The sequence below is a fragment of the Anaerophaga thermohalophila DSM 12881 genome, assembly GCF_000191885.1.
Taxonomy (GTDB): Bacteria; Bacteroidota; Bacteroidia; order Bacteroidales; family Marinilabiliaceae; genus Anaerophaga; species Anaerophaga thermohalophila.
This window is the reverse complement of record NZ_AEWI01000037.1, coordinates 78230-103948: the sequence shown is the minus strand read 5'-3', so window position 1 is coordinate 103948 and position 25719 is coordinate 78230. Positions and strand designations below refer to the sequence as shown.

20 protein-coding genes and 1 tRNA gene are annotated in these 25719 nt (G+C 41.7%); 13 read left to right on the top strand and 8 right to left on the bottom strand.

Annotated features, from left to right (window positions below):
* The first annotated feature begins 25 nt into the window (after positions 1-25).
* Positions 26-448 (top strand): tRNA (adenosine(37)-N6)-threonylcarbamoyltransferase complex ATPase subunit type 1 TsaE, encoded by a 423-nt coding sequence (tsaE, locus tag ATH1_RS0111550; protein ID WP_211208081.1) that lies wholly within the window; start codon positions 26-28, stop codon positions 446-448.
* A 411-nt stretch (positions 449-859) separates the two neighbouring features.
* Complete coding sequence (locus ATH1_RS0111540) at positions 860-2089, top strand: alanine dehydrogenase (protein WP_010421778.1); 1230 nt, start codon at positions 860-862, stop codon at positions 2087-2089.
* A 14-nt stretch (positions 2090-2103) separates the two neighbouring features.
* Here ATH1_RS0111540 and ATH1_RS0111535 read toward each other — a convergent pair whose 3' ends face one another.
* From ATH1_RS0111535 to ATH1_RS0111525, 3 genes are all read right to left on the bottom strand, one after another.
* Entirely contained in the window at positions 2104-3594 is a 1491-nt protein-coding gene (locus ATH1_RS0111535; protein WP_010421775.1) for a sensor histidine kinase, read from the bottom strand.
* 281 nt (positions 3595-3875) lie between these two features.
* Positions 3876-5573, bottom strand: coding sequence for a gamma-glutamyltransferase (gene ggt / locus ATH1_RS0111530; protein ID WP_010421772.1), 1698 nt, complete (start codon positions 5571-5573; stop codon positions 3876-3878).
* Positions 5574-6111: 538 nt separating this feature from the next.
* Positions 6112-6184 (bottom strand) — tRNA-Met (locus tag ATH1_RS0111525).
* A 369-nt stretch (positions 6185-6553) separates the two neighbouring features.
* Here ATH1_RS0111525 and ATH1_RS0111520 point away from each other — a divergent pair.
* From ATH1_RS0111520 to pdxA, 8 genes are all read left to right on the top strand, one after another.
* The gene (locus ATH1_RS0111520) at positions 6554-7456 is read left to right on the top strand and encodes a M23 family metallopeptidase (RefSeq protein WP_010421769.1); all 903 of its coding nucleotides are present in this window, start codon (positions 6554-6556) and stop codon (positions 7454-7456) included.
* Positions 7457-7594: 138 nt separating this feature from the next.
* Positions 7595-8749, top strand: a complete 1155-nt coding sequence (locus ATH1_RS0111515) for a 1-deoxy-D-xylulose-5-phosphate reductoisomerase (protein ID WP_010421766.1) — start codon at positions 7595-7597, stop codon at positions 8747-8749.
* Between the two features lie 247 nt (positions 8750-8996).
* Complete coding sequence (gene rseP / locus ATH1_RS0111510; protein ID WP_010421765.1) at positions 8997-10316, top strand: RIP metalloprotease RseP; 1320 nt, start codon at positions 8997-8999, stop codon at positions 10314-10316.
* Between the two features lie 142 nt (positions 10317-10458).
* Complete coding sequence (gene tatA / locus ATH1_RS0111505) at positions 10459-10677, top strand: twin-arginine translocase TatA/TatE family subunit (RefSeq protein WP_010421762.1); 219 nt, start codon at positions 10459-10461, stop codon at positions 10675-10677.
* 131 nt (positions 10678-10808) lie between these two features.
* Entirely contained in the window at positions 10809-12035 is a 1227-nt protein-coding gene (locus ATH1_RS0111500) for a lytic transglycosylase domain-containing protein (RefSeq protein ID WP_010421758.1), read from the top strand.
* A 152-nt stretch (positions 12036-12187) separates the two neighbouring features.
* Positions 12188-13234, top strand: a complete 1047-nt coding sequence (locus ATH1_RS0111495; protein WP_010421756.1) for a DUF4837 family protein — start codon at positions 12188-12190, stop codon at positions 13232-13234.
* Positions 13231-13605, top strand: a complete 375-nt coding sequence (locus ATH1_RS0111490; protein ID WP_010421753.1) for a hypothetical protein — start codon at positions 13231-13233, stop codon at positions 13603-13605. The genes ATH1_RS0111495 and ATH1_RS0111490 overlap by 4 nt, the downstream gene beginning before the upstream one ends.
* Before the next feature lie 45 nt (positions 13606-13650).
* Positions 13651-14712 (top strand): 4-hydroxythreonine-4-phosphate dehydrogenase PdxA, encoded by a 1062-nt coding sequence (gene pdxA, locus ATH1_RS0111485; protein ID WP_010421750.1) that lies wholly within the window; start codon positions 13651-13653, stop codon positions 14710-14712.
* Positions 14713-14839: 127 nt separating this feature from the next.
* Here pdxA and lpxA read toward each other — a convergent pair whose 3' ends face one another.
* From lpxA to ATH1_RS0111460, 4 genes are all read right to left on the bottom strand, one after another.
* Entirely contained in the window at positions 14840-15640 is an 801-nt protein-coding gene (gene lpxA, locus ATH1_RS0111480) for an acyl-ACP--UDP-N-acetylglucosamine O-acyltransferase (RefSeq protein WP_010421746.1), read from the bottom strand.
* A 141-nt stretch (positions 15641-15781) separates the two neighbouring features.
* The gene (locus ATH1_RS0111475; protein WP_010421744.1) at positions 15782-17182 is read right to left on the bottom strand and encodes a bifunctional UDP-3-O-[3-hydroxymyristoyl] N-acetylglucosamine deacetylase/3-hydroxyacyl-ACP dehydratase; all 1401 of its coding nucleotides are present in this window, start codon (positions 17180-17182) and stop codon (positions 15782-15784) included.
* A gap of 56 nt (positions 17183-17238) precedes the next feature.
* The gene (gene lpxD, locus ATH1_RS0111470) at positions 17239-18267 is read right to left on the bottom strand and encodes a UDP-3-O-(3-hydroxymyristoyl)glucosamine N-acyltransferase (RefSeq protein ID WP_010421742.1); all 1029 of its coding nucleotides are present in this window, start codon (positions 18265-18267) and stop codon (positions 17239-17241) included.
* Between the two features lie 245 nt (positions 18268-18512).
* Positions 18513-19757: an HD domain-containing protein gene (locus tag ATH1_RS0111460; protein WP_010421741.1), complete on the bottom strand. Its 1245-nt coding sequence runs from the start codon at positions 19755-19757 to the stop codon at positions 18513-18515.
* 313 nt (positions 19758-20070) lie between these two features.
* Here ATH1_RS0111460 and rimP point away from each other — a divergent pair, with 313 nt between their 5' ends.
* The 3 genes from rimP (at position 20071) to infB (ending at position 25107) form a co-directional block, all read left to right on the top strand.
* Positions 20071-20535, top strand: coding sequence for a ribosome assembly cofactor RimP (rimP, locus tag ATH1_RS0111455; RefSeq protein WP_010421740.1), 465 nt, complete (start codon positions 20071-20073; stop codon positions 20533-20535).
* A 101-nt stretch (positions 20536-20636) separates the two neighbouring features.
* Positions 20637-21878, top strand: a complete 1242-nt coding sequence (gene nusA / locus ATH1_RS0111450) for a transcription termination factor NusA (protein ID WP_010421738.1) — start codon at positions 20637-20639, stop codon at positions 21876-21878.
* Between the two features lie 64 nt (positions 21879-21942).
* Entirely contained in the window at positions 21943-25107 is a 3165-nt protein-coding gene (gene infB / locus ATH1_RS0111445; RefSeq protein ID WP_010421736.1) for a translation initiation factor IF-2, read from the top strand.
* 205 nt (positions 25108-25312) lie between these two features.
* Here the strand turns inward: infB and gcvH are convergent, their stop codons facing one another.
* Positions 25313-25690, bottom strand: a complete 378-nt coding sequence (gcvH, locus tag ATH1_RS0111440) for a glycine cleavage system protein GcvH (RefSeq protein ID WP_010421734.1) — start codon at positions 25688-25690, stop codon at positions 25313-25315.
* Positions 25691-25719 lie beyond the last annotated feature (29 nt).

Sequence of the window (25719 nt, the reverse complement as noted above, 5' to 3'; positions counted from 1 at the left end):
AAATCTAATGATCTGTTGTAAATATATGATGCACATTTTTACCATACAGTCGGAACAGGAAATTGAAAAAGTGGCGAAGGAATTTTTGCCACTGCTACGTGAGCACAAGGTGGTAGCATTTTACGGCGAGATGGGCGTGGGTAAAACCACTTTTATCAAAGGTTTGTGTCGTGTTATGGGGGTAACCGGTACGGTGACCAGCCCCAGTTTTGCTTTGGTTAATGAATATACCACTGATAATGGAACTGTTATTTATCATTTTGATTTTTACCGGTTAAAAAATGTGATCGAAGTTTTTGATATGGGTTATGAGGATTACTTTTTCAGTGACCATATCTGCCTGATTGAATGGCCTGAGAAAGTTGCCGATGTTTTACCCGATAACCGCCTGGATGTTACAATTATTGAAAATCCGGATGGTTCCCGTACCATTCGGGCAACAGAGTAAGCTATATACATCTGCTACGGTCTTCATTTCCATGCTTCAAAATTTCGGAACTCGATATATTTTTTTGTAACTTGACCGCAGAAAATTTCATGTACACGGTTGTTCTATAAAATTCCGGCTGCATCGACAGGTTGCATCTGCGTCCCTGTCTTGTGAATATTTTGAATGATTTGTTTTTTTGGTTACTGTATTTGGTTTTATTAATATGCTGTATGATTGAGTACGGTATAAAAAGCATATTTTTTTCAAAATCATGGCGTTTTAAATTTTTTTACCGGCGTTAACTCATTGTTGTTAGTGAGGTTTCAAAAATTGAAAACAACAATGGGATTGGTAACAAAGATGATTTTTATACCAGTCTCATAAATTATTTCGTAACACATTTAAAATTCGTATCTAACGATTTATCGTATGGGGGACATCGGGGAAAGTGCATCATATTATTTTGCCATGAACCAATCAGGCTTAATGCCCAAAGAGGAGTTAATGGAAGTGAGGAGAAAGCAGAAATCCATGTCTTTTGGTATTCCCTGCGAACGCGAAGATGATGAAAACCGCATTCCTTTAACGCCTCAGGGGGTAGAACTGTTAACAGCCAACGGGCATGAGATTGTGATTGAAAGCGGCGCAGGTAATGCTGCCAGTTATTACGATCATGACTTTTCTGAAGCAGGTGCCCGCATTGTCAATAATCACGAAGATCCATTCCGCTGTGATGTTGTTCTTAAAGTAGCCCCTCCCGATGAAGAAGAACGACAGTTATTATCTCCCGGGCAGCTGTTAATTTCGTTGTTGCATCTTGTGAAACAGGATCGCAACGCCATTCAGCAATTGATGCATAAGAAAATTAATGCATTGGCTTATGAATTTCTGAAAGACGAATCGGAATGCTACCCGGTTGTCAGGAGCATGAGTGAAATAGAAGGATATGCCGCCATTATGATTGCTTCCGAATACCTAAGTAAGGAAAAGGACGGCAAAGGGGTTCTTCTGGGCGGAATCACTGGAATTTCGCCTGCCGAAGTAGTTGTTATCGGGGCGGGAACAGCCGGTGAATTTGCAGTCAGGGCCGCGTTGGGGCTTGGTTGTCAGGTTAAAGTGTTTGATAATTCTTATCGTAATTTGCGTGAGCTTGAGCGAAACGTAGGTCAACGGCTTTTTACTTCCATTCTTCATCCGCAGGTGCTTAGTAAAGCCTTGAAATCTGCCGATGCCGTCATTGGTAGTTTACGGTATTTCGACCCGCAGAGTGGTTTCCTTATTTCGGAAGAACAGATTGCCGGGATGAAACCAGGCTCAATTATTGTCGACCTGAGCATGGGAAATGGGGGATGTATTGAAACTGTGACTGCTTCATCCAACCAACAGGAACCGGTTATAATCCATCATGGGGTTATCCACTACAGGGTACATAATATTTCATCGCGGGTTGCCCGTACGGCGTCTATTGCTCTGAGCAATATTTTTGCCCCGGTTTTGTTGAGACTGGCCATGTCTGGTGGTGTGAGCCAGCTAATAAAGGAGGATATGGGCGTCAGTCACGGTCTTTACCTTTACAAGGGGATCCTGACCAATCGCACTATCGGGGAAAAATTTAATCTTCCTTCCAAAGATATTGGATTGCTGATGGCCGCCTTTTAATTTTTCCGGTCTCTTTATTGTTGTTTTTCTGGTTTGGATGATGATGCTGAAGACTGGAGCTGTCGAATGCTGCCGCTGTTTCCTCTTTTTCCCTGGTACTTATCATCAGAAATGGGTTCTTTTTTGATTTCAGGATGGTATGGAAGAGTGAATTTGAAGGTAGCGCCACATCTTTCGTTTTCATTGTTGTGGCACCATATCTGACCGTTCATGGCACTAACGTAACGTTTGGCAATGGCCAGTCCGAGGCCTGTTCCTCCAAACTGACGGCTCAGACGCAAATCTCCCTGTCTGAAGAGATCAAATATTACATTTTCTTTTCCTTCCGGGATACCTGTTCCGCTGTCCTTTACAAAGAAAAGAATATGTTTTTCCCGCATTTCATAGCCGAAATGAACATATCCTGATGCAGTGAATTTCACGGCATTATCCAGAAGGTGATTCAGTACTTTATAGGTAGCTTCTTTATCAAGTGATACAATGTCTTTCCCGTCGGGCGCTCCAAGGGTGATTTTCAGATTCAGCGGTTTCCCTGTTATAGTGATTTCCGAAAGATAGTTGTTATGAAGCTGCTTCATGATATGGTTGAGTGAGAAGGCTTCCTGTTCTTTTCCGGTATTTTTGGCCTGAAAACGTGAAATATCGATTAAAGAGTCCATGATGTGCAAAAGGCGTGTGCCGTTTTGCTGGATTATGTCGATGTAATGACAACGCTGTTCCGCCGACATGTTTTCGGCACTCAGCAATTCGGTAAACCCCATAATTACATTCATCGGTGTTCGTATCTCATGACTGAGATTGGCCAGAAAAGCCGATTGCAACCGGCTGCTTTCGTCAACAACCTGTTTGGCTTTCGAAATGTTCTGGTTTAGGTTGTCCAGCAGTTGGTTCTTAAGTTTTAGTTCTTCTTCGGTTCTTAAAAGCTCCTTGTTTTTCTTTTCCAGTTTTTCTTTGTTGATGAGATGCCTTAACTCGGAGGCTGCAAAGAAAGAAAAAAACTGAAGAGAGTTAATGGTGGTTAGCGTCGGGTGTTTTTTCTGCGAGAAAACAAAAATTGCTCCTATGGAAATGCCCTCATTGTTTTTGAGTAACATGGCTGTTACCGATTTAGCACTATGTTTTGTGGTTCCGATCGGTGACAAAATTTCAGCGGGATCATTGCTGTGAGCAGTATTATTTTCCAGTAAAGCGCTCAGTAGTTTTGTTTCAAACTGCAGCGATTTTTTTTGCTGATCAATTTTGTCACCATGCGTAAATGCTTCAACCTGGAATTTTTGTTCCGGGGTTAACCGTGCTATCAATATATATTCGGCCTGGCTGGTTTTTGATATTTTGAGTGCAAGGGTGTCAATCGATGAAATGATTTTTGATTCAGGTATGTCAAAATTTAACGAACGAATTAACTCGGTAGCATCTTTGCTTGCAAAAAACCCGGATGGATTTCCTGAGCAACTGAATTTCCTGCGGGAGGGTAAAAATTTCACAATTCTGGCTCTAATATTCATCCGTATAAAATTTATTTATTAAGGTCGGATGGAACTCGCATGCAAGGATTTATACATGTTCTTTTGAGACAATCTTTGTCATGCTCGTTTCATACCTTCAAAAAAAAATTCGTGCTTCAAAAAAATACTTTTACTGAGATTAATCCAAAATCTTTTGACGAATAGCTTTTTAATAGTGATAATTTAACATGTTATCGTTTTCGATTTTGGCAGATATTTGCATGAGTCTGCAACAATGTGATTGGCAAAAGAAACTCAGGTTTTAGGAGTAGACTCATATACTAATAGCCAGCAGCTTGTCCGTCTTTTCTGGACTCTGAAGCACCGATATATATGCCTCTCTCCTGGTCGTACATAATTCCCTGGAATCCACCATAAATACCCAATTCGTAAGTTACTTTATGTCCCATTTGCATTAAGGCTCTTATGGTCTGGTACGGTATGCCTTTTTCTGCATGGATTTCTCCGGTGGATTTCTCTCTGATCCCGGTAGGAGAACTTCCGCCTGAATGTGCAAATCTCGGAGCATCACCTGCTTCCTGAAGATTCATCTTGAAGTCAATCAGATTCATCAATATTTGAACGTGTCCCTGGGGTTGAAAATCGCCGCCCATTACGCCGAAACTTAACCAGGGTTTGTCGTCTTTGGTAACAAAAGCCGGAATGATTGTATGAAAAGGTCGCTTCCCCGGGGCATATTCGTTGGCATCTCCGGGTTTCAGGGAAAAAAGCTCTCCTCTGTTTTGAAGCATAAAGCCCAGCTCCGGGGGAACCATGCCCGATCCCATGCCCCGGTAATTGCTTTGAATGAGCGATACCATATTACCCCATTGATCAGCCACAGTCAGATAAACGGTTTCGCTATGGTATTCAGTGCCGGGTGAATAGGCGCCGGCTTTAGCAGTATCTATCAAAGCTCTTCTTTTTGCAGCATATTCATCGGATAGCAGTTGGTTGAGAGGAATATTTGCAAAATCAGGGTCGGCGATAAATTTGGCTCGATCCTCGAAGGCCAGCTTTTTGGCTTCTGTCACAAGATGTAAATGGCGAGCTGTACCAAAATCTTCAGGGGAAAATTCATAACCTTCAAGAATGTTGAGCATTATCTGAGCGATGATTCCCTGGCCGTTGGGTGGAAGTTCCCACAGGGTATAGCCCCGGTAATCCACAGGTATTGGGTCTACCCATTCGGATTTATGAAGTGAAAAATCCTCTTTACATAAAAATCCGCCCTGGTTTTGTATAAAGTTTACGATGGTTTCCGCAATGGGGCCGTTATAAAAAGCATCTCTTCCTTCTTCTGCTATTAAGCGATAGGTACCGGCAAGATTCGGATTCCTGAAAATATCTCCTTTTTCAGGGGCTTTCCCGTCAATAGAAAAGGTGCTTATTACATTCGGGTATTCAGAAAATCGTTTGAGCGAAAGCGCCCAATAATGGCTGATAAGTTCGGTCACGGGGAAACCTTCTTCAGCATAGGTGATTGCAGGCTGAAGTATTTCTTTCATGGATAATTTTCCGAACTTGTCATGAAGTTCGAACCACGCATCGACACAACCGGGCACCGAAACCGCTAAAGGTCCGTAAGCCGGTATTTTTTCCATCCTGTTTGAAAGAAAGTAATCGATGGTCAGCAACCTGGGGGAACGTCCGCTTCCGTTGATGCCATAAAGATTTTTGGTTTGAGCATCCCATACAATGGCAAACAGATCACCTCCGATTCCGCTTCCCGTGGGTTCCATTAAACCTAATGCCGCATTGGCAGCAATGGCAGCGTCGACGGCTGTTCCTCCCTTCTTAAGAACATCAATGCCAATTTGCGTGGCAAGGGGCTGGCTTGTAGCCACCATTCCTTTTTCGCCGATTACTTCGGACCGGGTGGCGAAGGTTTTCCCGGTAATTCTGTCCTGACCTGATGATACAGAAATAAATGCAAATAAAATTACTACTGTTAGGCACAGGCGTTGAAGGTTTCTCATTTTAATTTATTGTGTAATGCTTAAAGCTGGTTTTCTTAATTTCTCTTGCAATGTAAGAAAAACAAATATGTAAATCAATAGTGTAATCTATTTTTTGGTTCATAAGGTGCCTTTTGCAGATACTAAAATCGCATGGTTTATTGAAAGAGAATTCCCCTGCTAAATTAAGGATCAATAGTTCGTTAAAATGAAGCCAGGACGCATAGTAATACTTTTATTATTAGTGAGTTATGTTAACAGGTCGTTGGATTTACAGTTAGATATAAGATGATCTTGATATACTGAATATTGAGGCCGGTCTAAAAAGCATCTTTGATGCCAATCTCGTTGTTGTTTTAAATTTTTGCATCTTCATTAACAATAAGTTAACTCCGGTACAAAAATTTAAAACGCCTTGATTTTGACAAAGTATACGGCACTCAATATTAATAAGCAAAACCTTTTTGCCATAAAAAGTTGGTTTGCAGTGTATTGTAAAAGTCTGACAGATTGTTGAAGAATAAAAAAACCGTAAAACCAATTGGTTTACGGTTTTTAGTAGCGGGGGCCAGACTCGAACTGACGACCTTTGGGTTATGAGCCCAACGAGCTACCAACTGCTCCACCCCGCAATATATTTTATTACTTTTTGTTCCTGTTTAGCAAGTGCAAATATAAAAGCTTTTGGCGGCTGTTCCAAATGATTTGGGTGTTAAATTTTGATAATTTCTGACTTGCCGGCTGTTGTTTAATAATTCCTGGAAGGAATGTCTATTGTGAAATTTTGTTTCGTAACATCCATAATATTGCTTAATTTTGTCAGGTTAAAGTAGCCCGACAAGCAGAAGTAATAAATTTTATTGAGAATAATCTTTCAGTTTATTGCGAAAAATAGCCTGGTAAGTAAATAGCTGACTTCATATATTAAATACTTGAAATATAGATTTTTTGAATTTTGAGTTAGATGAAGGAGATAATGACAATTGATGTAAAGTGAGATCATGGCAGGTATCAATAGAAAAGAATTCATTAAAAAGCTGAAAAGTAAATATAAGCTGGCCATATTCAACGAACAGACGTACCAGGAAGTATTGGTGATCAGGTTATCTCGTCTCAATGTATTTACCATGGTAGGTTTTTCTGCCATTTTGTTGATTATACTGGTAACACTTCTCATTGCTTTTACGGGGCTGAGAGAATACATTCCGGGTTATCCGGATGCCAAGCAAAGATTGTTGATAGTGCGGAATGCACAACGAGTTGATTCTCTTTTTCTGGAGATTGAAAAGAGAAATAAGTTTATCGACAATATGCAGCAGATTATAGGGGGACAGGTTCCGGAAACGGAAGAGAGAGCAAATCCGGTTAGACAACAGGCTGCTTCGGAGGAAGATCAAACTGAAGATACCGCCGGATGGAAGGATATTGAATTTACCAGGTCGGTGGAAGATTCCATTTTCAGAGCATTGGTTGAGCGGGAAGAAAAATTTAATGTTTCAGAACAGCCGGGAAATGATTTAGGTGCTCTTCTTGAAAATACTTTCTTTTTCCCCCCTTTAAAGGGTATGGTCGTCAATAGATTTGGTGATCCGCGCGGTCATTTCGGGGTGGACATAGTAGCCGGGCCGGGCGCCCGTGTGTCGGCCGTTATGGACGGGGTTGTTATTTTTTCGGGATGGACTGTAGAGACCGGTTATGTTATTCAGCTCCAACATGCCAACAACTTCATTTCAATGTATAAACATAATGAAAGATTATTGAAAACGACCGGTCAACATGTTAAAGCTGGCGAAGCAATCGCTAATGTCGGCAATTCCGGAGAGCTAACAACAGGACCGCACCTGCATTTCGAACTCTGGCATAATGGTATTCCTCTCGACCCTCAGGAGTATATATCTTTCTGATATTAAACAGTTTAGCGGACTCCTGTTCCTTTTAAAAAATGTCGGTTAGTTTTCCTTAAGTTAAGTCAATTTTATATGAAACCAGTCCCGAGTAATCGGGATGAGTTACATTCGACTTTAAAAACAAATTTTATACTGATGAAACGACGTATCGCGATTCTTGGTTCTACTGGGTCTATAGGGACACAGGCGCTTGAGGTAATAGACCAGCATACCGGTCTTTTCGAGGTCGAAGTGCTGACGGCCGCGAAAAATGCCGAACTTTTAACTGAACAGGCGAGGAAGTACCTCCCTAATGCCGTGGTGATCGTCGATCAAAGCAAATATCAGTGGGTTCGTAATCAATTATCAGACTTGCCGGTAAAAGTTTATACCGGCAGTGATGCTCTGGCTCAGGTAGGGGCAATGAGTACCGTGGATATGGTTTTGGTGGCATTAGTGGGATTCTCCGGCCTGCTTCCAACCATTAAAGCCATAGAAGCTGGCAAACCTGTTGCTCTGGCAAATAAAGAAACACTGGTAGTAGCAGGAGATTTGATAATGGAACTGGCGCAAAAAAGGAATGTTCCGGTTTTACCCGTTGATTCAGAGCATTCAGCAATATTTCAGTGTCTTGAGGGAGAAAATAAACGATCTGTCGAAAAAATAATACTCACTGCCTCAGGAGGTCCATTCAGGGGCAGAGATACTGAATTTTTAAGGAAAGTTACCCGGTGCCAGGCACTGAATCACCCAAACTGGAAAATGGGTGACAAAATTACCATCGATTCAGCCTCTTTAATGAACAAAGGATTTGAAGCCATTGAGGCTAAATGGCTTTTTGACGTACAACCCACACAGATTGAGATTGTCGTACATCCTCAATCCATCGTTCATTCGATGGTACAATTTGAGGATGGATCGATTAAGGCACAGATGGGATTGCCTGATATGCGACTACCAATACAATATGCACTTGGCTATCCGGAACGTTTAGCGAATAGATTTCCACGATTTAATTTTTCCGATTACCCAACCCTTACATTTGAAAAAGCGGATGTGAATGTTTTCCGAAACCTCTCGCTTGCATTTGAAGCTATGTGTAAAGGTGGAAATATGCCCTGTGTTTTAAATGCTGCCAACGAAGTGGTCGTAGAGGCTTTTCTGGCTTCGAGAATCGGGTTCGTGCAAATGTCAAACATCATTGAACAAACTATGTTAAAAGCAACTTATGTAGAGAAGCCCGGCTTTTCAGATTATCTGGAATCCGATAGGGAGGCCAGAGCATTAGCTGCTGATTTAGTCAAAAAATAAAGAAAAACAATATATTTGTGACGCTTTCAGTATTTTAAATCTGAAGAAGGTGGATTTTTAACCCTGTTGTTATATGTTTTGAAGCAATTATGAGTGTGGTATAAAAAGCATATTTTTGGCAACAAAGATGCGTTTTAGGACGGTGTCAATTATAATACTATCTAATAAAGGAATTAGTTTTGTGGATCATTTTTTTTGCCTGATTAATAGATCAGGTTCGTTGAAACCAGTACAATAATAAAAGAGCATGGAATTTTTAATAAAAGCATTACAACTCATTCTCAGCCTTTCTATCCTGGTCATTCTTCATGAATTTGGACATTTCTTTTTTGCAAAAATCTTCAAAACACGTGTTGAAAAGTTTTATCTGTTCTTCAACCCCGGGTTTTCCTTATTCAAATTTAAGAAAGGAGAAACCGAGTACGGAATTGGATGGCTTCCGCTTGGAGGATATGTAAAAATAGCCGGAATGATTGATGAATCGATGGATAAGGAACAACTAAAGCAGCCCCCCCAGCCCTGGGAATTCAGGTCGAAGCCGGCATGGCAGCGACTTTTAATTATGGTTGGCGGCGTTTTGGTTAATTTTATTCTGGCATTGTTCATCTTTTGGATGATACTTTTTAAATGGGGTGAATCTTATATCCCTGTTGAGGGTGCCAAATACGGGTATTCATACCATCCTATTGGTCATGAAATCGGTCTTGAAGATGGCGACATCATCCTTTCGGCAGACACATTTAAAGTTGAAACCATTTCTGATGTTGTCCGTTACATTCTTCTTGAAGAACCTGATTCTTTTACTGTTCAGAGGGGTGATTCTGTTTTTCGGTTAACCGTGCCTGACGGTTTGGGACAGCGGTTTCTTTCAGAGGGTGTGAAGCAGTTTGCACAATTCAGGATCCCCTTTGTTGTAGATTCTGTTATCAGCGGAATGCCTGCAGAGGAAGCCGGGATAAAAAAGGGTGACAGCCTGGTGGCCGTTGGTGGCACAGAGGCGCCTTTTTTTTATGAATTTGTAGCAGAATTGAATAAATATACGGGAGATACCACGATAATTTCACTTTACAGGGATGGTGTTTTAATGTCGTTGCCTGTTATGGTCAATAAGTCGGGTAAGATTGGAATTGCACCCAGGTCGCCTTCCAATTACCTTGAAATAAAGACAAACAAATATGGTTTTTTTGAAGCTTTTCCGGCCGGAATCAGTAGAGGTGTCAGCGTGTTGGTGAGTTATGTGAAACAACTGAGACTTATTTTCACCAGGGAAGGGATGCGTCAGGTTGGAGGTTTCGGAACCATTGGCAGTTTGTTCCCGGCCAGTTGGGATTGGCTAAGCTTTTGGAGAACCACTGCCTTTCTGTCGTTGATTCTTGCATTTATGAATATTTTGCCAATTCCGGCTCTTGACGGCGGACATGTTTTGTTTCTTCTTTATGAGATGGTAACAGGCAGAAAACCCGGTGAAAAATTTATGGAATATGCCCAGCTCATCGGAATGATTTTGCTGATTGCGTTACTTTTGTATGCCAACGGAAACGATATTTTCCGATGGCTGAGTGAATAAGTGGCATAAATAATTGTTACAAATATTTTTCATAGACAACACTTTTCACGATTAATTAATACATTTGTGAATATGAGGCAGACTACCTCATCTGCATAACTTTTTAGTTATATAACGACATGTTAATTTTAAACAGGAAAATATGGAACCTTCTTTATTATTTTTGGTCATACCAGGTGGTTGGGAATGGATTGTAATCATTCTGGCCATTTTATTGTTGTTCGGGGGTCGAAAAATTCCCGAGCTGATGAAAGGACTCGGACAGGGAATGAGAGAATTTAAAAAGGCACGGAATGAAGCTGCTGAAGACAAAAGGAATTCTGTGGAAGGGGAGGTCAATTCCGAAAAAGAGAAATCCTGAGCGGAAGGATTATCCAGTGTATGTCTTTAAAATGATCTGATTAGTGTCCGACTTTATCGACGAGCATGAATTAACGAAAGGGAGATTTCTCCCTTTTGTTATCTTTTTTAAACCGCTTTCACTTGGTTTGTATGACTGGACTTCGGGTGTTTAGAGTATTTGTACTTTTGATTTGCATAGCGCAACCGAAATTAACCGAAAAGATATCGGGGAGTAATCGTGTTCCCGTTTATCTGGTCGAATCCAGGATAGAAAAACTGGATTTGCAAACGCCCATACCACTTCATTACAATCAATTTGTTCAGGCTTATATTGATGTTTATACAATTAAGCGACCTGAGCATCTATCCGGTATATTGACCCGTTCCCAGTTTTATTTCCCTATTTTTGAGGAGTATCTGGATAAGTACGAACTTCCGCTGGAATTGAAATATCTGGCTGTGATAGAGTCTGCCCTCGAGCCACAGGCAAAATCCACATCCGGGGCTTACGGACTTTGGCAATTTTTATATCAGGCCTCGCGGATGTTTGATTTAAGGATAACTTCCTATATAGACGAAAGAGCAGACCCTGTGAAATCGACCGATGCTGCCTGTCGTTATCTCAAATATCTGTACGACAACTTTAATGATTGGTTATTGGCTATTGCTGCCTATAACGGTGGCATTGGGGCAGTTAAAGATGCGATAGAAAAATCGGGAGGTGAAACAGATTACTGGAAACTTCGCCCATATCTGCCCGAGCAGGTAAGAGGTTATGTCCCGGCATTCATGGCAATCAATTATGCCATGCAATATCATCATGCCTATAATATTTATCCTGCACCGACGCAATATCGTTATGATGAGTTGCTGACCACCTCTGTCCCCGGGGGTATTTCATTTGACCAGATATCCAGATTAACCGGTATTTCTGTTGAGCTGCTTCGTTTGCTGAATCCCGTCTATAAAATGGACTATATTCCGGTTCAAAAGGAGCCGGTCAGGATTGTCATTCCCGAGGATAAAATTGAAGTTTTCCATCAACAGCGTCCATTTTTTCAGACTGAAGAGCATCCTGCTGTGGAAAATCCGCAGGCTTATGGCGATACCACCGGGCGACAAAAATCTACTCATATTGTGAATCCCGGTGAATTTTTTCATGCCATTGCAATGCAATATGAATGTAGGATTGAAGATATTATGATTTGGAACAATCTGGAAGAAAAGCATCTTTATGCCGGGCAGGAATTAATTGTTTGGGAACCTGTAGAAAAGAAGAAAGACCCGGGCATTCATCGTGCCGGTTCGGGCTTTGAAAGTCAATGGTTTAAGGCTGACATCCAGGGTAAAATATCAGAAGATGAAGTGTCACGGTAAAAATGAAGGTGAAAAATCTTTATCCTTGAGTGGACTCATCCATTTTTTTGTAATTTTACGATAACCTGATAAATTCAAAAAACAAAAACCGGCGGTGTCAAATAATCAGAATAGAAAAAGTATCATCGAAATTTTCACTCAAAACTAATAGTATGACCTTAAAAAATATTACATCTAAACAGATACGGATACTCCTTTCTGCCGTTGCTTTTTTGGTTTTATTTTCATGTAAGGATAAGGGAGGGGCTTATAAACCCAATATTTCTGGTAGCATGGGAGAAATGCTTATTGTAATGAATGACTCGGTAAAAGAAAGTACGGGCGGAAAGACTCTGGTCTCTGTTATGCGTCAACCAATGGTTGGCCTTCCGCAGGCAGAGTCTCTTTTTGATGTGTCTGTTATCCCTCACCGTGCCTTCAGCGAAAGGTTGAAACCTTTTAGAAATCTTATTATTGTCTATCTTGGAAATAACCGGGAGCCTGATATCAGCTTTTATAAAAACAGGTGGGGAAAGCAACATGCCATGGCCGAAGTTTATGCACAAGATACCTGGCAGCTCGATTCTCTCGTTAAGGCCGAAGAGATAAAATTAACCGGTTTTTTTGTCCGGGCTGAACGGGACCGGAGCCAGGCTTATTACAGGAAATACATAAACAAAAACCTGACCGATAAATTTAAAGAAGTCTGGGATGCATTCATGATTATCCCCGTCAATTTTAGTGAAAATAAACCCGGAAAGAATTTTATGTGGATGTCGAATGAAACACCATTAACCAGCCAGGGTTTGTTTGTATATTCATTTGAGTATACCGGATATGAAAGCATCACGGAACCATACTTGTTGAATAAGCGGGATTCAGTTCTTCGTGTGAATGTTCCCGGGCCCTCTGAAGGGTCATATATGACCACCGAAGGCCGGGTGCCCGTAACCTATAAACGCTTTGAACACAACGATCACCAGATAGTTGAAATCCGTGGTCTTTGGCGTGTTGAAGGTGATATGATGGGCGGTCCTTTCGTGAGCTTTGCTCATATTGATCCAGAAAACGGTCGTGTTGTGGTGACCGAGGGATATGTATATGCTCCAGAGAAACCCGAAAAACGAAATCTGGTCTGGCAACTGGAGTCGGTTCTGTATTCTTTCAGATTTTTAGATGATGATCAGGAGGAAGACCAGCAGGGAAGGGAGGAACAATGAATCTTCCTTCATTTTCTGAAGACGATCTGAGAAAAGCTTCAAAACGGGAAGACCTGATACGCGAAACAGCCCAACAAATTATCAAGGACTTTACAGAGTTCGATTTAGCCATCAGTTTTTCCGGTAATATTCACGATTTTTACCAGGAGCTTTTTGTGCAAATGCAACAGCATGTGGCTTACCTGCTTACAGAAAAAACAGAAAAATTTCTTAATTTGCTTTACCGAATCGATGTGGATATTTCAGACATCGAAAGCTATCAGATACAGGTGCCTGAAGTTCCTTTCGATTCTCTTGTCACGGAGCTGATCATTCATCGGGAACTCAGAAAAGTATTAATGCGCGATTTTTTTCGACGTTCAGGAAGATGAAACGGGCATAAATCTTAAATCTAAAAATCTAACCATCTATTTAATATGAGCAGTGAAAAAATAAAAGTTGGCATTACCCAGGGAGACATAAACGGTATAGGATATGAAGTGATATTTAAAACGCTGGCCGATCCCAAGACAACAGAGCTGTATATACCTGTTATTTATGGGTCTTCCAAAGTGGCTGCTTACCATCGGAAAGCTTTGAATATTTCAAATTTTAGTCTGAACAATATACGTTCCGGTGAAGAAGCTCACCCCAAGCGGGTAAATATTGTTAATTGCCTCGATGATAATGTTCGTGTTGAGCTTGGAAAGGCTACCGAAACAGGCGGTATCGCTGCATTTGAAGCGCTTAAAAAAGCGGTGGAGGATTTAAAAAACGGCTTTGTTGATGTACTGGTGACAGCTCCCGTCAATAAAAATGTTATTTTTTCCGACAGATTTAACTTTCCCGGTCATACCGAGTACCTGGCTGAACAGTTTAATGCCACTTCGCATATCATGCTGATGGTCAGTCCGAAGCTAAAAGTTGGCGTGGTGACCGGGCATGTTCCCCTGAAAGATGTTGCAGGATTAGTGACGATGGAAAGAATCCTGGATAAAATCAGAGTGCTGGATAAAACACTCCGTATAGATTTTACCATCAGAAAGCCGCGCATTGCCGTATTGGGACTTAACCCGCATGCCGGAGATAACGGTCTTATCGGGGATGAGGAGATTAATGTTATAACACCTGCTATCGAAGTCGCCAGGAATGAGGGGATAATGGCTCTTGGCCCTTATTCGGCCGATGGTTTGTTCGGGTCTGGTGACGTTGGGAAATTTGATGCGGTTCTGGCCATGTATCACGATCAGGGACTGGCACCGTTTAAAAGTATTGCTTTTTCGGAAGGGGTAAATTTTACCGGTGGTTTACCGGTTGTAAGAACCTCTCCCGACCATGGTACAGCCTTTGAAATTGCGGGCGAAAACAAAGCCGATGAGAGTTCTTTCCGTGAAGCTGTTTATCTGGCCATTGATGTTTTTAAGAGACGTAAAATGAATGAAGAGTTATCTTCCGATCCCTTGAAATCGGTCGATAAGGATGATTATGAAAAGGATTGAAAGATCAAATGAAACGAGCATGACAAGGTTTGTCACAAAAGAACATGTATAAGTTCTTGCATGCGAGTTCCATCAGACCAATAACTTAGACTTATTTTATACTGATGAAAAGCATGTTTAGTGAAACTCAACCATCCAAATTATTATCAGAGTTGTAATAGCCTTTTATAATTCCGCGTTGTGAATTTTTTACGAAGAGAATGATTTCATCACGTTCATTCGAAGCGGGTAGTTCAGCTTCAATACGTTCGATGGCCTGGCTGTAGTTCAATCCTTTCTGGAACATAAAGCGATAGATGTCCTGAATATCCCGGATTTGCTCATTGGAAAAATTGCGGCGACGTAACCCTATGGAATTGACACCTGCATAGGAGAGGGGTTCCCTGCCTGCTTTCACATAAGGGGGGACATCTTTGCCGATCAGACTACCACCGGAAATCATGACATGGCTGCCAATATGAACAAACTGGTGGATAGCCGACAACCCCCCTACAATAGCCCAGTCGTCAATCTTTACTTCACCGGCTACCTGAACACTGTTAACCAGAATAACATGGTTACCTATTACGCAATCGTGCGCTACATGTACATAAGCCATCAGCAGGCAGTTGCTTCCCACAACTGTTTTGCCTTTTGATTTAGTGCCCCGATTTACTGTAACAAATTCTCTGATCGTTGTATTGTCACCAATAATGGCGAGCGAATCTTCGCCTTCGAATTTCATATCCTGGGGAATCGCCGAAATTACGGCTCCCGGAAAAATGTTACAGTTTTTCCCGATTCGGGCACCCTCAAGTATCGTTACATTGGAGCCTATTCTTGTACCTTCCCCGATTTCAACATTTTTATCGATGGTCACGAAAGGTTCGATGGCCACATTGGGGGCTATTTTTGCTTCGGGATGGATGTATGCTAATGGTTGCTTCATAAATGATTGTTACTGCTATGACAGTTTCCCGTTTAAACCTGAAAAACAGGGAAACTTTGTTTTAACCTGTCTTGTAATAATTTATACAAATACCTGAAATTAAAGAAGTTGCTTCGGTTTTGTATGAGGGAGATTTGATGATCACTGTTTATTTTTTGCAATTTGTGCCATGAATTCGCCTTCTGCAACGATGGTGTTGCCGACAAAAGCCGTTCCTTTCATATTGGCAATGCCCCGCCTTATTTCAGTTACGAGTTCAAGCTTAAAGACCAGGGTATCACCGGGGATCACTTTTTTTCTGAATTTGATATTATCAATCTTCAGAAAATAAGTACTGTAAAGTTTCGGATCATCCACCTGGCTTAAAACCAGAATTCCTCCTATCTGTGCCATGGCTTCAACCTGAAGTACTCCGGGCATTACCGGTTCATCGGGGAAGTGCCCGACAAAAAAAGGCTCATTCATGGTCACATTTTTGACACCCACGATTGTTTTATCCTGAAGGTCAATAATTTTATCAACAAGGAGGAATGGTGGGCGGTGCGGAAGAAATCCTTTGATGGCATTGATGTCGTAAACCGGTTCTGCATCAGGATCATAAAATGGGGCATCCTGCTTTAACTGGCGGCGTTTAATCTCTTTTCTGACAGCTTTGGCAAATGCTGCATTTATTTTGTGTCCTGGTTTTTTGGCGATAATCCTGCCTTTTATTGGCATCCCTGCCAGGGTAAGATCGCCGATAACATCTAAAAGCTTGTGTCTGGCCGGCTCATTTGGGAAATGCAGATCAAGATTATTGAGAATGCCTATCGGTTTAACTTCGACCGAGGGTTTGTTAAACAATTTTGCCAACCGGTCCAGTTCCTGCTGATCTACTTCTTTATCAATGATGATAATAGCATTATCCAGATCGCCTCCTTTAATGAGGTTGTGCTTCAATAATGGTTCCAGTTCGTGAAGAAAAACAAAAGTACGGCATTTACTAATCTCCTCTTCAAACTCATCCATGCTTTCGATATTTGCAAACTGATTGGCCAGAATGAGTGAATTGTCGAATGATATGAGTGCCTGAAATGATTGTCCGTCTTCCGGAATGGCGATAATAGAACTGCCTGTTTCCGTGTCTTCAACAATCATTTTTTCTTTTACAATAAAATATTGACGTTCTTCGTCCTGTTCTTCAATTCCTGCTTTTTTTATGGCATCGACAAAAAAGCGGGCGCTTCCGTCAAGAATAGGAGCTTCGGGTCCGTCAACCTCAATTACGCAGTTATCTACTCCCATTCCGCGCAATGCAGCGAGGCAGTGTTCTATGGTGCTGACGCGGGCGTCATTCTCTTCGAGTACGGTTCCGCGTTCGGTAAAAACAACATTGTCGGCCAGAGCCTTTATTACAGGTTGACCTTCTATGTCGACACGTTTAAAACAAAATCCTGTGTTTCCCGGGGCAGGCTTCATAGTTAGCGTAACTTCTGCTCCGGTGTGTAATCCTGTTCCTTTTAATGAAACAGCTTTGCGAATGGTTCTTTGTTTTTCAGCCATTGTATAAAAGATTAGGTCAAACCGTACAGGAATTATTTTCCTGCCGGGTCGTGTTCCTACTTTTCAGCAATTTTTTGCTGAATATCTTGTAGTTGCTTATATAAATCGGGTAATTTTTTGAAAATAACGTATGATCGGTGGTATTGCATTGCATCAAATGCCGGGGACCCCATAAGGGCAGTGTTCTCTTTTTTTATTGGCCCGGCTACGCCGGTTTGTGCAGCGAGCCTGGTTCCGTCGGGCACTTTGAGGTGTCCGGAAATACCTGTCTGACCGCCAAACATGCAGTTGCTGCCTATTTTTGTGCTACCTGCAATTCCTGATTGTGCAGCAATAACCGTGTTATATCCGATTTCAACATTATGTGCTACCTGGACAAGGTTGTCGAGTTTGGCACCTCTCCGGATAATTGTTGAACCCATTGTGGCCCTGTCGATGGTGGTATTGGCACCAATTTCCACTAAATCTTCGATGACGACATTTCCCACCTGTGGAATTTTCTGATATTCACCATCCGGTCCGGGGGCAAAGCCAAAACCATCGGAGCCTATTACAGCTCCTGCATGTAAGATGCAATCGGAGCCTATTTTGCAATGCTTATAGATTTTTACGCCTGAATAGACAATGGTATTGTCACCAATGCTAACACCTTCTCCGATAAAGGCCCCCGGCCATATCTGAACATTTTTCCCGATCTTCGTTTTTTCGCCGATGTAGGCAAAAGCCCCGACATAAACCAAATCTCCCATTTCGGAAGTTTCATGAATGAAAGAGGGTTGTTCAATGCCGGTCTTTTTGGGAAGCGAACTTTCATAGAACTGAAGTAATCTGGCAAGTGCCCGATAGGCATCGTCCACTTTTATGAGGGTCGCTTTTACCGGCTTACCGGGTTTAAAACTTTTGTTAACAATAACTACCGAGGCTTCGGTGGTGTAAATGTAGTGCTCATATTTAGGATTGGCCAGAAATGTCAGCGTTTCCGGCCGCCCTTCTTCAATTTTTGAAACATCTCTGACAACCTGGTTTTCGTTGCCCTCTATTTCTCCCTGAATGAGCCCGGCTATTTGTTTTGCAGTAAATTCCATGTTAAAAAATTTGGCACAAAACTAATAAATATATCTTTCTGTATAAAATATAGTTGGGTATTGTGGCTGTTTTGGCACTAAATAGTGGCTGTCCATAAAGTGCCATTTACTGTGTTGCGATTGCCGCAAAAATACTCATGCTGACATACCGGGACTCCGTTTTTGGCGGCTTCGCAAGGCCCCCGGCATATCTGGGAAGGCATTGCTGCCGGCACTTTCTGAATAAAAACACATATTGTAAAAATCTAACGATCTATTGATTTCGGATAGCAAAGCACATATTTGTTTACCGTTTTTGCGAAAGCTGTATGGTCAAGCATATCCGAGGCATAGGAAATGTCTTTTATTGTTCCGTCCTTATACAGGATATTGATATTTTCCTGTCCCACATTATAGGCACTGTTTGAAATATGGTCTGTGAAAACAAAGTAATCCATTTCATCGGGACCTATATTTTTAATATGTGTTTCTTTTTTTAATGTCATCAGCTTTTCCTGGTCAAACGGCGTATCTGAAATTTCTATTCGCAACAGATTTCTGTCGAGCAGGCTTGACGACAAACGGGAAAGCACCGGATCGTTGTGATCTCTCCACAATTTTAAAGCACTCATAATATCGTTGTCGTCCAGCATGGTAAAATCATCCAGTATCGTTGGGTTACTGAGAAAATCGTTGGTACAAAATCTGTTTTTCAGGAAGGTACTCAAAAATGGCGGGGCGGGTACTTCAGCGTTGTTAAGCGACAGAAATTTGGCTCTGCGCAGCGCGTTGATAAGCATTTTTTCGGCCACCAGGGCGGTTTTGTGAAGATAAACCTGCCAGTACATCAGTCTGCGTGCCACAAGAAATTTTTCAATGGAATAAATCCCTTTGGCTTCTATCACAAGCTCGTTGTTTTTTATTTCAAGCATTTTGATGATACGGTCGGACCCGATAATTCCTTCGGAAACACCAGAGAAGAAACTGTCACGTTTCAGATAGTCCAGACGGTCCATGTCGAGTTGGCTCGAAACCAACTGATGTAAAAAGAGTTTGCCGGTATGCCCTTTGAAAACATCAATGGCTTGCGAAAGCTGCCCTTTAAAATGTTCATTCAAACGATTCATCAACAGCAACGAAATGTCTTCATGGCTAAGATTTTCGATAAGGGTTTGTTCAAGTGCATGAGAGAAAGGGCCGTGCCCGATATCGTGCATCAATATTGCTGCATGGGCTGCCGTCGACTCATCAGGTGAAATAAGGTGCCCCTTGTTTCGAAGGACAGAAATGGCCGATCCCATCAGGTAAAAAGCGCCCAGTGTGTGCTGAAACCTGGTGTGTACAGCCCCGGGATAAACAAGGGATGTCAGCCCGAGTTGTTTTATTCTTCTGAGTCTTTGCAGGTAAGGATGTTCAATTAATTCAAAAAGAATATTATCTGGGATGCTGATAAACCCGTGCACGGGATCATTTACAATCTTTCTCTGGTTATATTGTTGCAGTTCGTTCACTTTACCTTCTTGATTTTGTGATACAAAGAAAGTGATTCGTAGCGAATACAGCAAATGGTACTTTTATGAACAGACACTGTTTTTTATGCTTTGTTAGTTTTTTTGAATATATCAGTACCGGTGGAAATTTCCACTATTGACTATTGACTATTGACTAAAAACTACTGACTATATTACTATTATCATCAAAATGATTTGATTTTAAGGCCAAAAGGTTTTTGCATAATTGTTTTTCATTCCTTATATTTGCAGCGGTTTTTTCACAGTGAGTGGGTAGGGGACAGAAGTCCCCTATTTTATTAATAGATTGTGAATGGTAACAAAGAAACAAATAGTTGAACTCATTGATTCGAAAGTAAAGGAAGACGGATTCTTTATTGTTGATGTCAATGTAAAACCTTCCAATAAAATAGAGGTTTTTATCGACAGCGATAAAGGTGTCCCTATTGAATACTGCGCCGAAGTTTCCCGTCTCATTGAGCATTCACTCGACAGAGATGCCGAAGATTTTGAGCTGCAGGTGTCTTCTCCCGGGATCGGACAACCGTTTAAAGTTATCGAACAATATCACAAAGCAGTTGGCCGTCCGCTGGAAGTATTGACCAAAGATGGAAGCATACAAAAAGGTGTTCTGAAGGAAGTCTTTGAGACTGGATTTGTAATCGAAGAAGAGAAAATGGTGAAAACCGATGGAAAAAAGAAAAAAGAGTTGCAGGTTTTCACGTATGAATTTAGTTTTGATGATGTTAAAAGAGTTAAGGAATTATTGGGATTATGACAGGTGTCGTATCCTGTAATCAATGACAAATAATAACACATAATTGGCTGTGGAGTAGTGCCGAACAAACAAAAGAAGTAACAACGTTTATTTATAAGGCGATGGAAAATATTAATCTGATAGACACTTTTTCGGAATTTAAAGAATTAAAAAACATTGATCGTGCCACCATGGTACGTGTTCTGGAGGATTCGTTCCGGAGTGTTCTGGTCAAAATTTTCGGTAGTGATGAAAATTTTGACGTCATCGTGAATATTGATAAAGGTGACTTTGAAATTTGGCGAAACCGTGAAGTTGTCCCCGACGGAGAGGTGGAAGACCCGAATACCCAGATTTCATTGACAGAAGCAAGAAAATTTGATCCCGATTATGAAGTCGGGGAGGAAGTAGTGGATGAAGTAGACTTTCATAAATTTGGTCGTCGTGCTATTCTGACATTGCGTCAGAATCTTGCCGGACAAATTATGGAACTTGAAAAGGACCAGCTTTACAACAAATATACCGAACGTATAGGCGAGGTGGTTACTGGAGAAGTTTACCAGATATGGAAACGGGAGATGCTCATTCTTGACGATGAAGGAAATGAGCTGATCCTTCCGAGGGAGGAACAAATTCCGGGAGATTTTTTCCATAAAGGTGAAACAGTAAGGGCTGTAGTAATCAAAGTAGAGATGCGGAACAACAATCCGGTGATTATCTTATCGCGTACTTCGCCTGTATTTCTGGAACGTTTGTTCGAATTTGAGGTTCCTGAAATTTATGATGGTCTGATCACCATTAAGAAGATCGTACGGGCGCCCGGTGAACGGGCAAAGGTTGCCGTGGAATCCTACGACGAACGGATTGACCCCGTAGGTGCATGTGTTGGAATGAAGGGATCGCGTATTCATGGTATCGTGCGGGAGCTGCACAACGAGAATATCGATGTCATCAATTACACTACCAACACGCAGTTGTTTATACAGCGGGCATTGAATCCCGCAAAAGTATCGAGTATTAAAATCTTTGAAGACGAGAAACGCGCCGATGTTTACCTTCAACCCGAGGAGGTCTCTCTTGCGATTGGTAAAGGGGGATTAAACATCCGTCTGGCCAGTCAACTCACCGGCTATGAGATAGATGTTTATCGTGAGACAGAGGAAGAAGAGGAAGAAGAAGACGTTTCTCTTGACGAATTTTCAGACGAAATTGAAGGTTGGATCATTGACGAATTGAAGGCAATTGGATGCGATACTGCTAAATCCGTACTTGAGCTGACCGTTGAAGACCTTACTAAAAGAACCGATTTGGAAGAAGAAACCATTCGTGACGTTATTAATATCCTGAAGGCCGAATTTGAATAATTCGTTTATCTTTGTCCCTCAAAGATTTTTTGTCTTTTTTATCAGAAAAACGAAAGTCCTTTATATGGCAGTTGGAACAAGACTTAGTAAAATAGCAAAAGAATGTAATGTAGGGATCAACACAATCGTTGAATTTCTGCATAAAAAGGGATTCGAAATCGAATCCAACCCGAATACCAAGGTTTCGGAGGAGATGTATGATCTTCTGAAACAAGAATATCGTTCGGACCTGACTGTGAAAATGGAATCGCAGAAGTTGGTCGACAGAAAACATAAGGGTAAAAAATCCTCTGTGTCCATCGATGATTTGAAAGAAAATCAGCACGATGAAGATGAAGATGAGGATGTTGAAGATATTGAAGAAGAAGAGGTTGAAAGGCCGGTGAAACCGGTGGGGAAAAAAGAGGAAAAACCAACTGCTGAAGTGTCTTCCCCCAGGCAAAAAATGGATGTTAAAGTTGTCGGAAAAATTGACCTCGACAAGAAGGGGCCATCAGAAAAAGCCAAAAAAGAAGAAAAGGCTAAAAAAGACAAGCAGGAAGCTCAACATCCTGTAAGTGAAGGTTCAGATAATGCAGGGCTGAAAGAGGAGAAGAAAGAAAAAGATAAGCAGGGAGAAAAAGCCGAAGAGAAAACAACAGAAAAGACCAAGGAAACAACCGACATTGATAAAACTGAAGAAGAGAGGAAACAACCCGAAAAGAATGTTGATATTCCGGTAGAACCTTCCAGGGAGAAAGACGTTAAGGAGGTGACGAAAACAGACCTTGATAAAATATCCCCGGACGAAAAAATGGATGTGAAAAAAGAGACAGCCGAATCCAAAAAACAGGAGGCGGAGCCTGCTGCCGAAGCACCGGGTAAAAAGGATGAGGCTGAGGTTGCAGCCAAACATCCTCAGAAAGAAGAGAAGAAAGAGGAAAAAAAGTCGGACGAAAAAGCTGAAAAAGCTGAAAAATCTGTCGAAAAGCCCACTGAAAAATCTCAAGAAACAAAACCTGATATTAAGGCACCGGGTAAAAGCGAAAAAGGATCGGGTCAGGAACAGGGAAAATCTGATAAAGAAAGCTTTATGCCTACTAAGGTGAAAAAATTATCAGGTCCTACCGTGGTGGGTAAAATCAATCTGCCCGAAAATGCCCGTTCTGAGAATAACAACAGAGACCAGCAGCGGAAGAAAAAGAAAAAACGTAAGCGCATCCGCAAAGAAAAAGAGCGGGTGAATATCGATGATAAGCAGCAGCAAGCCCAGGCTGGTGGTAAGTCCCAGGAAAAAAAGGAAAGGCGTAAAAAGTCCAAGGCAAAAAAACGGCCGGCCCGTCCTGAAGTGAGTGAAGAAGATGTTCAGAAACAGATAAAAGAAACTCTGGCACGTCTGACTTCGAAAGGGAAATCCAAGGCTTCCCGGTACCGTCGCGATAAGAGAGATGCTGCAGCCCAGAAAGAGCATGAGGCAAAGGAGCGGATGTCCGAAGAGAGCAAAGTGCTTAAAGTTACTGAGTTTCTGACTGCCAACGAGCTGGCCAACCTGATGAATGTCCAGGTTAACCAGGTGATAGCCACTTGTATGAGCCTTGGTCTGTTCGTTTCGATTAACCAAAGGCTTGATGCGGAAACCATTACCCTTGTTGCCGAAGAATATGGCTACAAGGTGGAATTTATGAGTGTAGACGCAGCCGAAACCATAGAGGAAGAAGAAGATCGTCCCGAAGATTTGCAGCCCCGGCCGCCAATCATTACCGTAATGGGGCACGTTGACCATGGTAAGACATCATTGCTCGACCATATCAGAAGTACAAACGTTATTGCCGGTGAGGCTGGTGGGATAACGCAGCATATTGGCGCCTACAATGTAAAACTGGAAAATGGACGGGAGATTACTTTCCTTGATACACCAGGCCATGAGGCTTTTACAGCTATGCGTGCACGTGGTGCACAGGTTACCGATATTGCCATTATTATTGTGGCTGCCGATGATAATGTGATGCCACAGACTGTTGAGGCCATTAATCATGCTTCGGCTGCCGGTGTTCCCATTGTGTTTGCCATTAATAAAATTGATAAGCCCAATGCCAATCCCAATAAGGTGAAGGAAGAACTGGCCAACATGAATTATCTTGTTGAAGAGTGGGGAGGGAAATATCAATCACAGGAAATTAGTGCCAAAAACGGGACCAATGTTGACCAGTTGCTTGAAAAGGTTTTACTCGAAGCTGATCTTCTCGAACTTAAGGCCAATCCGAATAAGCCTGCTGTTGGTTCAGTTATTGAGTCCAGTCTTGATCGTGGACGCGGATATATTGCCACCCTTCTTGTTCAGTCCGGTACACTCAAAACCGGTGATCTGATCCTTTCAGGACAGTATTACGGTCACGTAAAAGCCATGTTTAATGAGCGAAATCAGAAAATTGAAGAGGTCGGACCTTCACAACCCGTGTTGGTGCTTGGATTAAACGGTGCGCCACAAGCGGGTGAGAAATTCCACGTGATGGAGAATGAGCGCGAAGCCAGGGAAATTGCGACTAAGCGTTCTCAGTTGCAACGTGAGCAGGGACTCAGAACACAAAAGCATATTACCCTCGATGAAATCGGGCGACGCATTGCCATTGGTAATTTCCAGGAGCTTAATCTGGTGGTTAAAGGTGATGTGGACGGCTCTATTGAGGCACTCTCCGACTCCCTGATCAAATTGTCAACCGAAGAGATTCAGGTTAATGTCATCCACAAGGCTGTCGGGCAAATCTCCGAGTCGGATATTATGCTTGCTGCCGCTTCCAATGCAATTGTTATTGGTTTCCAGGTTCGCCCGTCAATGGCTGCACGCCGACTGGCGGAGAAAGAGGAGATAGATATTCGTCTTTACTCTATTATTTATGACGCCATCGAGGAAATTAAAGCGGCTATGGAAGGTATGTTATCACCCGAAATTAAAGAGCAGATTGTTGCAACACTCGAAATTCGCGATACCTTCAGGATTACCAAAGTTGGTACAGTGGCCGGTTGTATTGTGAAAGAGGGAAAAATCAAGCGAAATTCTAAAGTAAGGGTCATTCGCGACGGAATTGTTATTTATACCGGAGAACTTGGTTCACTGAAGCGCTTTAAAGATGATGTTAAAGAAGTAGCTGCCGGTTACGAATGCGGATTGAATATTAAGAATTTCAATGATATCAAGGTAGGCGATATGATTGAGGCCTTCGAAGAGGTTGAAGTTTCAAGAACATTATGATAGCCCGGAAATAATATTTACAATCAAAAAAGGCGCAATTTGTTGCGCCTTTTTTGATTGTAATAACCACGTTAAGTTTTTGCAATTATATATTTTCGGTGTTAAAATTGAAAATTATAACTTCTTTATTATAAATGCTTTGAATCTTTACATTTCTTGCGTTCAGGCATTTTTTAACGAACTTAAGTGCCGGTTTCAAATACTTTTAACTGATGAGTTCCTTATATTGAGAAGCCGAAAGGAGCTCTCCCACCTGATCGGGATTGTTCATTTCAATCTTAATCATCCATCCGCCACCATAGGGCTCTTTGTTGACTAATTCAGGCTTGCTTTCAAGCTCTTCATTGACTTCAACAACCTTTCCCGACACTGGCATGTAAAGATCCGATACGGTTTTAACTGCTTCAATAGTTCCAAAAACTTGTTCTTTTTCAAGTTCTTCGTCTTCTGTTTCAATCTCAACGAAAACAATGTCACCAAGCTCACTCTGGGCAAAATCCGTAATTCCGACAATGGCCGTATTACCTTCAACTTTAACCCATTCGTGGTCTTTGGTGAATTTTAGGTTTTCCGGTATGTTCATAGTTTTTTATTTTATTGATTTTATTCAAA

Coding starts and splice junctions, on each gene's coding strand:
- tsaE (WP_211208081.1), top strand. CDS start 26: ATGATGCACATTTTTACCATACAGTCGGAACAGGAAATTGAAAAAGTG.
- ATH1_RS0111540 (WP_010421778.1), top strand. CDS start 860: ATGGGGGACATCGGGGAAAGTGCATCATATTATTTTGCCATGAACCAA.
- ATH1_RS0111535 (WP_010421775.1), bottom strand. CDS start 3,594: ATGAATATTAGAGCCAGAATTGTGAAATTTTTACCCTCCCGCAGGAAA.
- ggt (WP_010421772.1), bottom strand. CDS start 5,573: ATGAGAAACCTTCAACGCCTGTGCCTAACAGTAGTAATTTTATTTGCA.
- ATH1_RS0111520 (WP_010421769.1), top strand. CDS start 6,554: ATGGCAGGTATCAATAGAAAAGAATTCATTAAAAAGCTGAAAAGTAAA.
- ATH1_RS0111515 (WP_010421766.1), top strand. CDS start 7,595: ATGAAACGACGTATCGCGATTCTTGGTTCTACTGGGTCTATAGGGACA.
- rseP (WP_010421765.1), top strand. CDS start 8,997: ATGGAATTTTTAATAAAAGCATTACAACTCATTCTCAGCCTTTCTATC.
- tatA (WP_010421762.1), top strand. CDS start 10,459: ATGGAACCTTCTTTATTATTTTTGGTCATACCAGGTGGTTGGGAATGG.
- ATH1_RS0111500 (WP_010421758.1), top strand. CDS start 10,809: ATGACTGGACTTCGGGTGTTTAGAGTATTTGTACTTTTGATTTGCATA.
- ATH1_RS0111495 (WP_010421756.1), top strand. CDS start 12,188: ATGACCTTAAAAAATATTACATCTAAACAGATACGGATACTCCTTTCT.
- ATH1_RS0111490 (WP_010421753.1), top strand. CDS start 13,231: ATGAATCTTCCTTCATTTTCTGAAGACGATCTGAGAAAAGCTTCAAAA.
- pdxA (WP_010421750.1), top strand. CDS start 13,651: ATGAGCAGTGAAAAAATAAAAGTTGGCATTACCCAGGGAGACATAAAC.
- lpxA (WP_010421746.1), bottom strand. CDS start 15,640: ATGAAGCAACCATTAGCATACATCCATCCCGAAGCAAAAATAGCCCCC.
- ATH1_RS0111475 (WP_010421744.1), bottom strand. CDS start 17,182: ATGGCTGAAAAACAAAGAACCATTCGCAAAGCTGTTTCATTAAAAGGA.
- lpxD (WP_010421742.1), bottom strand. CDS start 18,267: ATGGAATTTACTGCAAAACAAATAGCCGGGCTCATTCAGGGAGAAATA.
- rimP (WP_010421740.1), top strand. CDS start 20,071: ATGGTAACAAAGAAACAAATAGTTGAACTCATTGATTCGAAAGTAAAG.
- nusA (WP_010421738.1), top strand. CDS start 20,637: ATGGAAAATATTAATCTGATAGACACTTTTTCGGAATTTAAAGAATTA.
- infB (WP_010421736.1), top strand. CDS start 21,943: ATGGCAGTTGGAACAAGACTTAGTAAAATAGCAAAAGAATGTAATGTA.
- gcvH (WP_010421734.1), bottom strand. CDS start 25,690: ATGAACATACCGGAAAACCTAAAATTCACCAAAGACCACGAATGGGTT.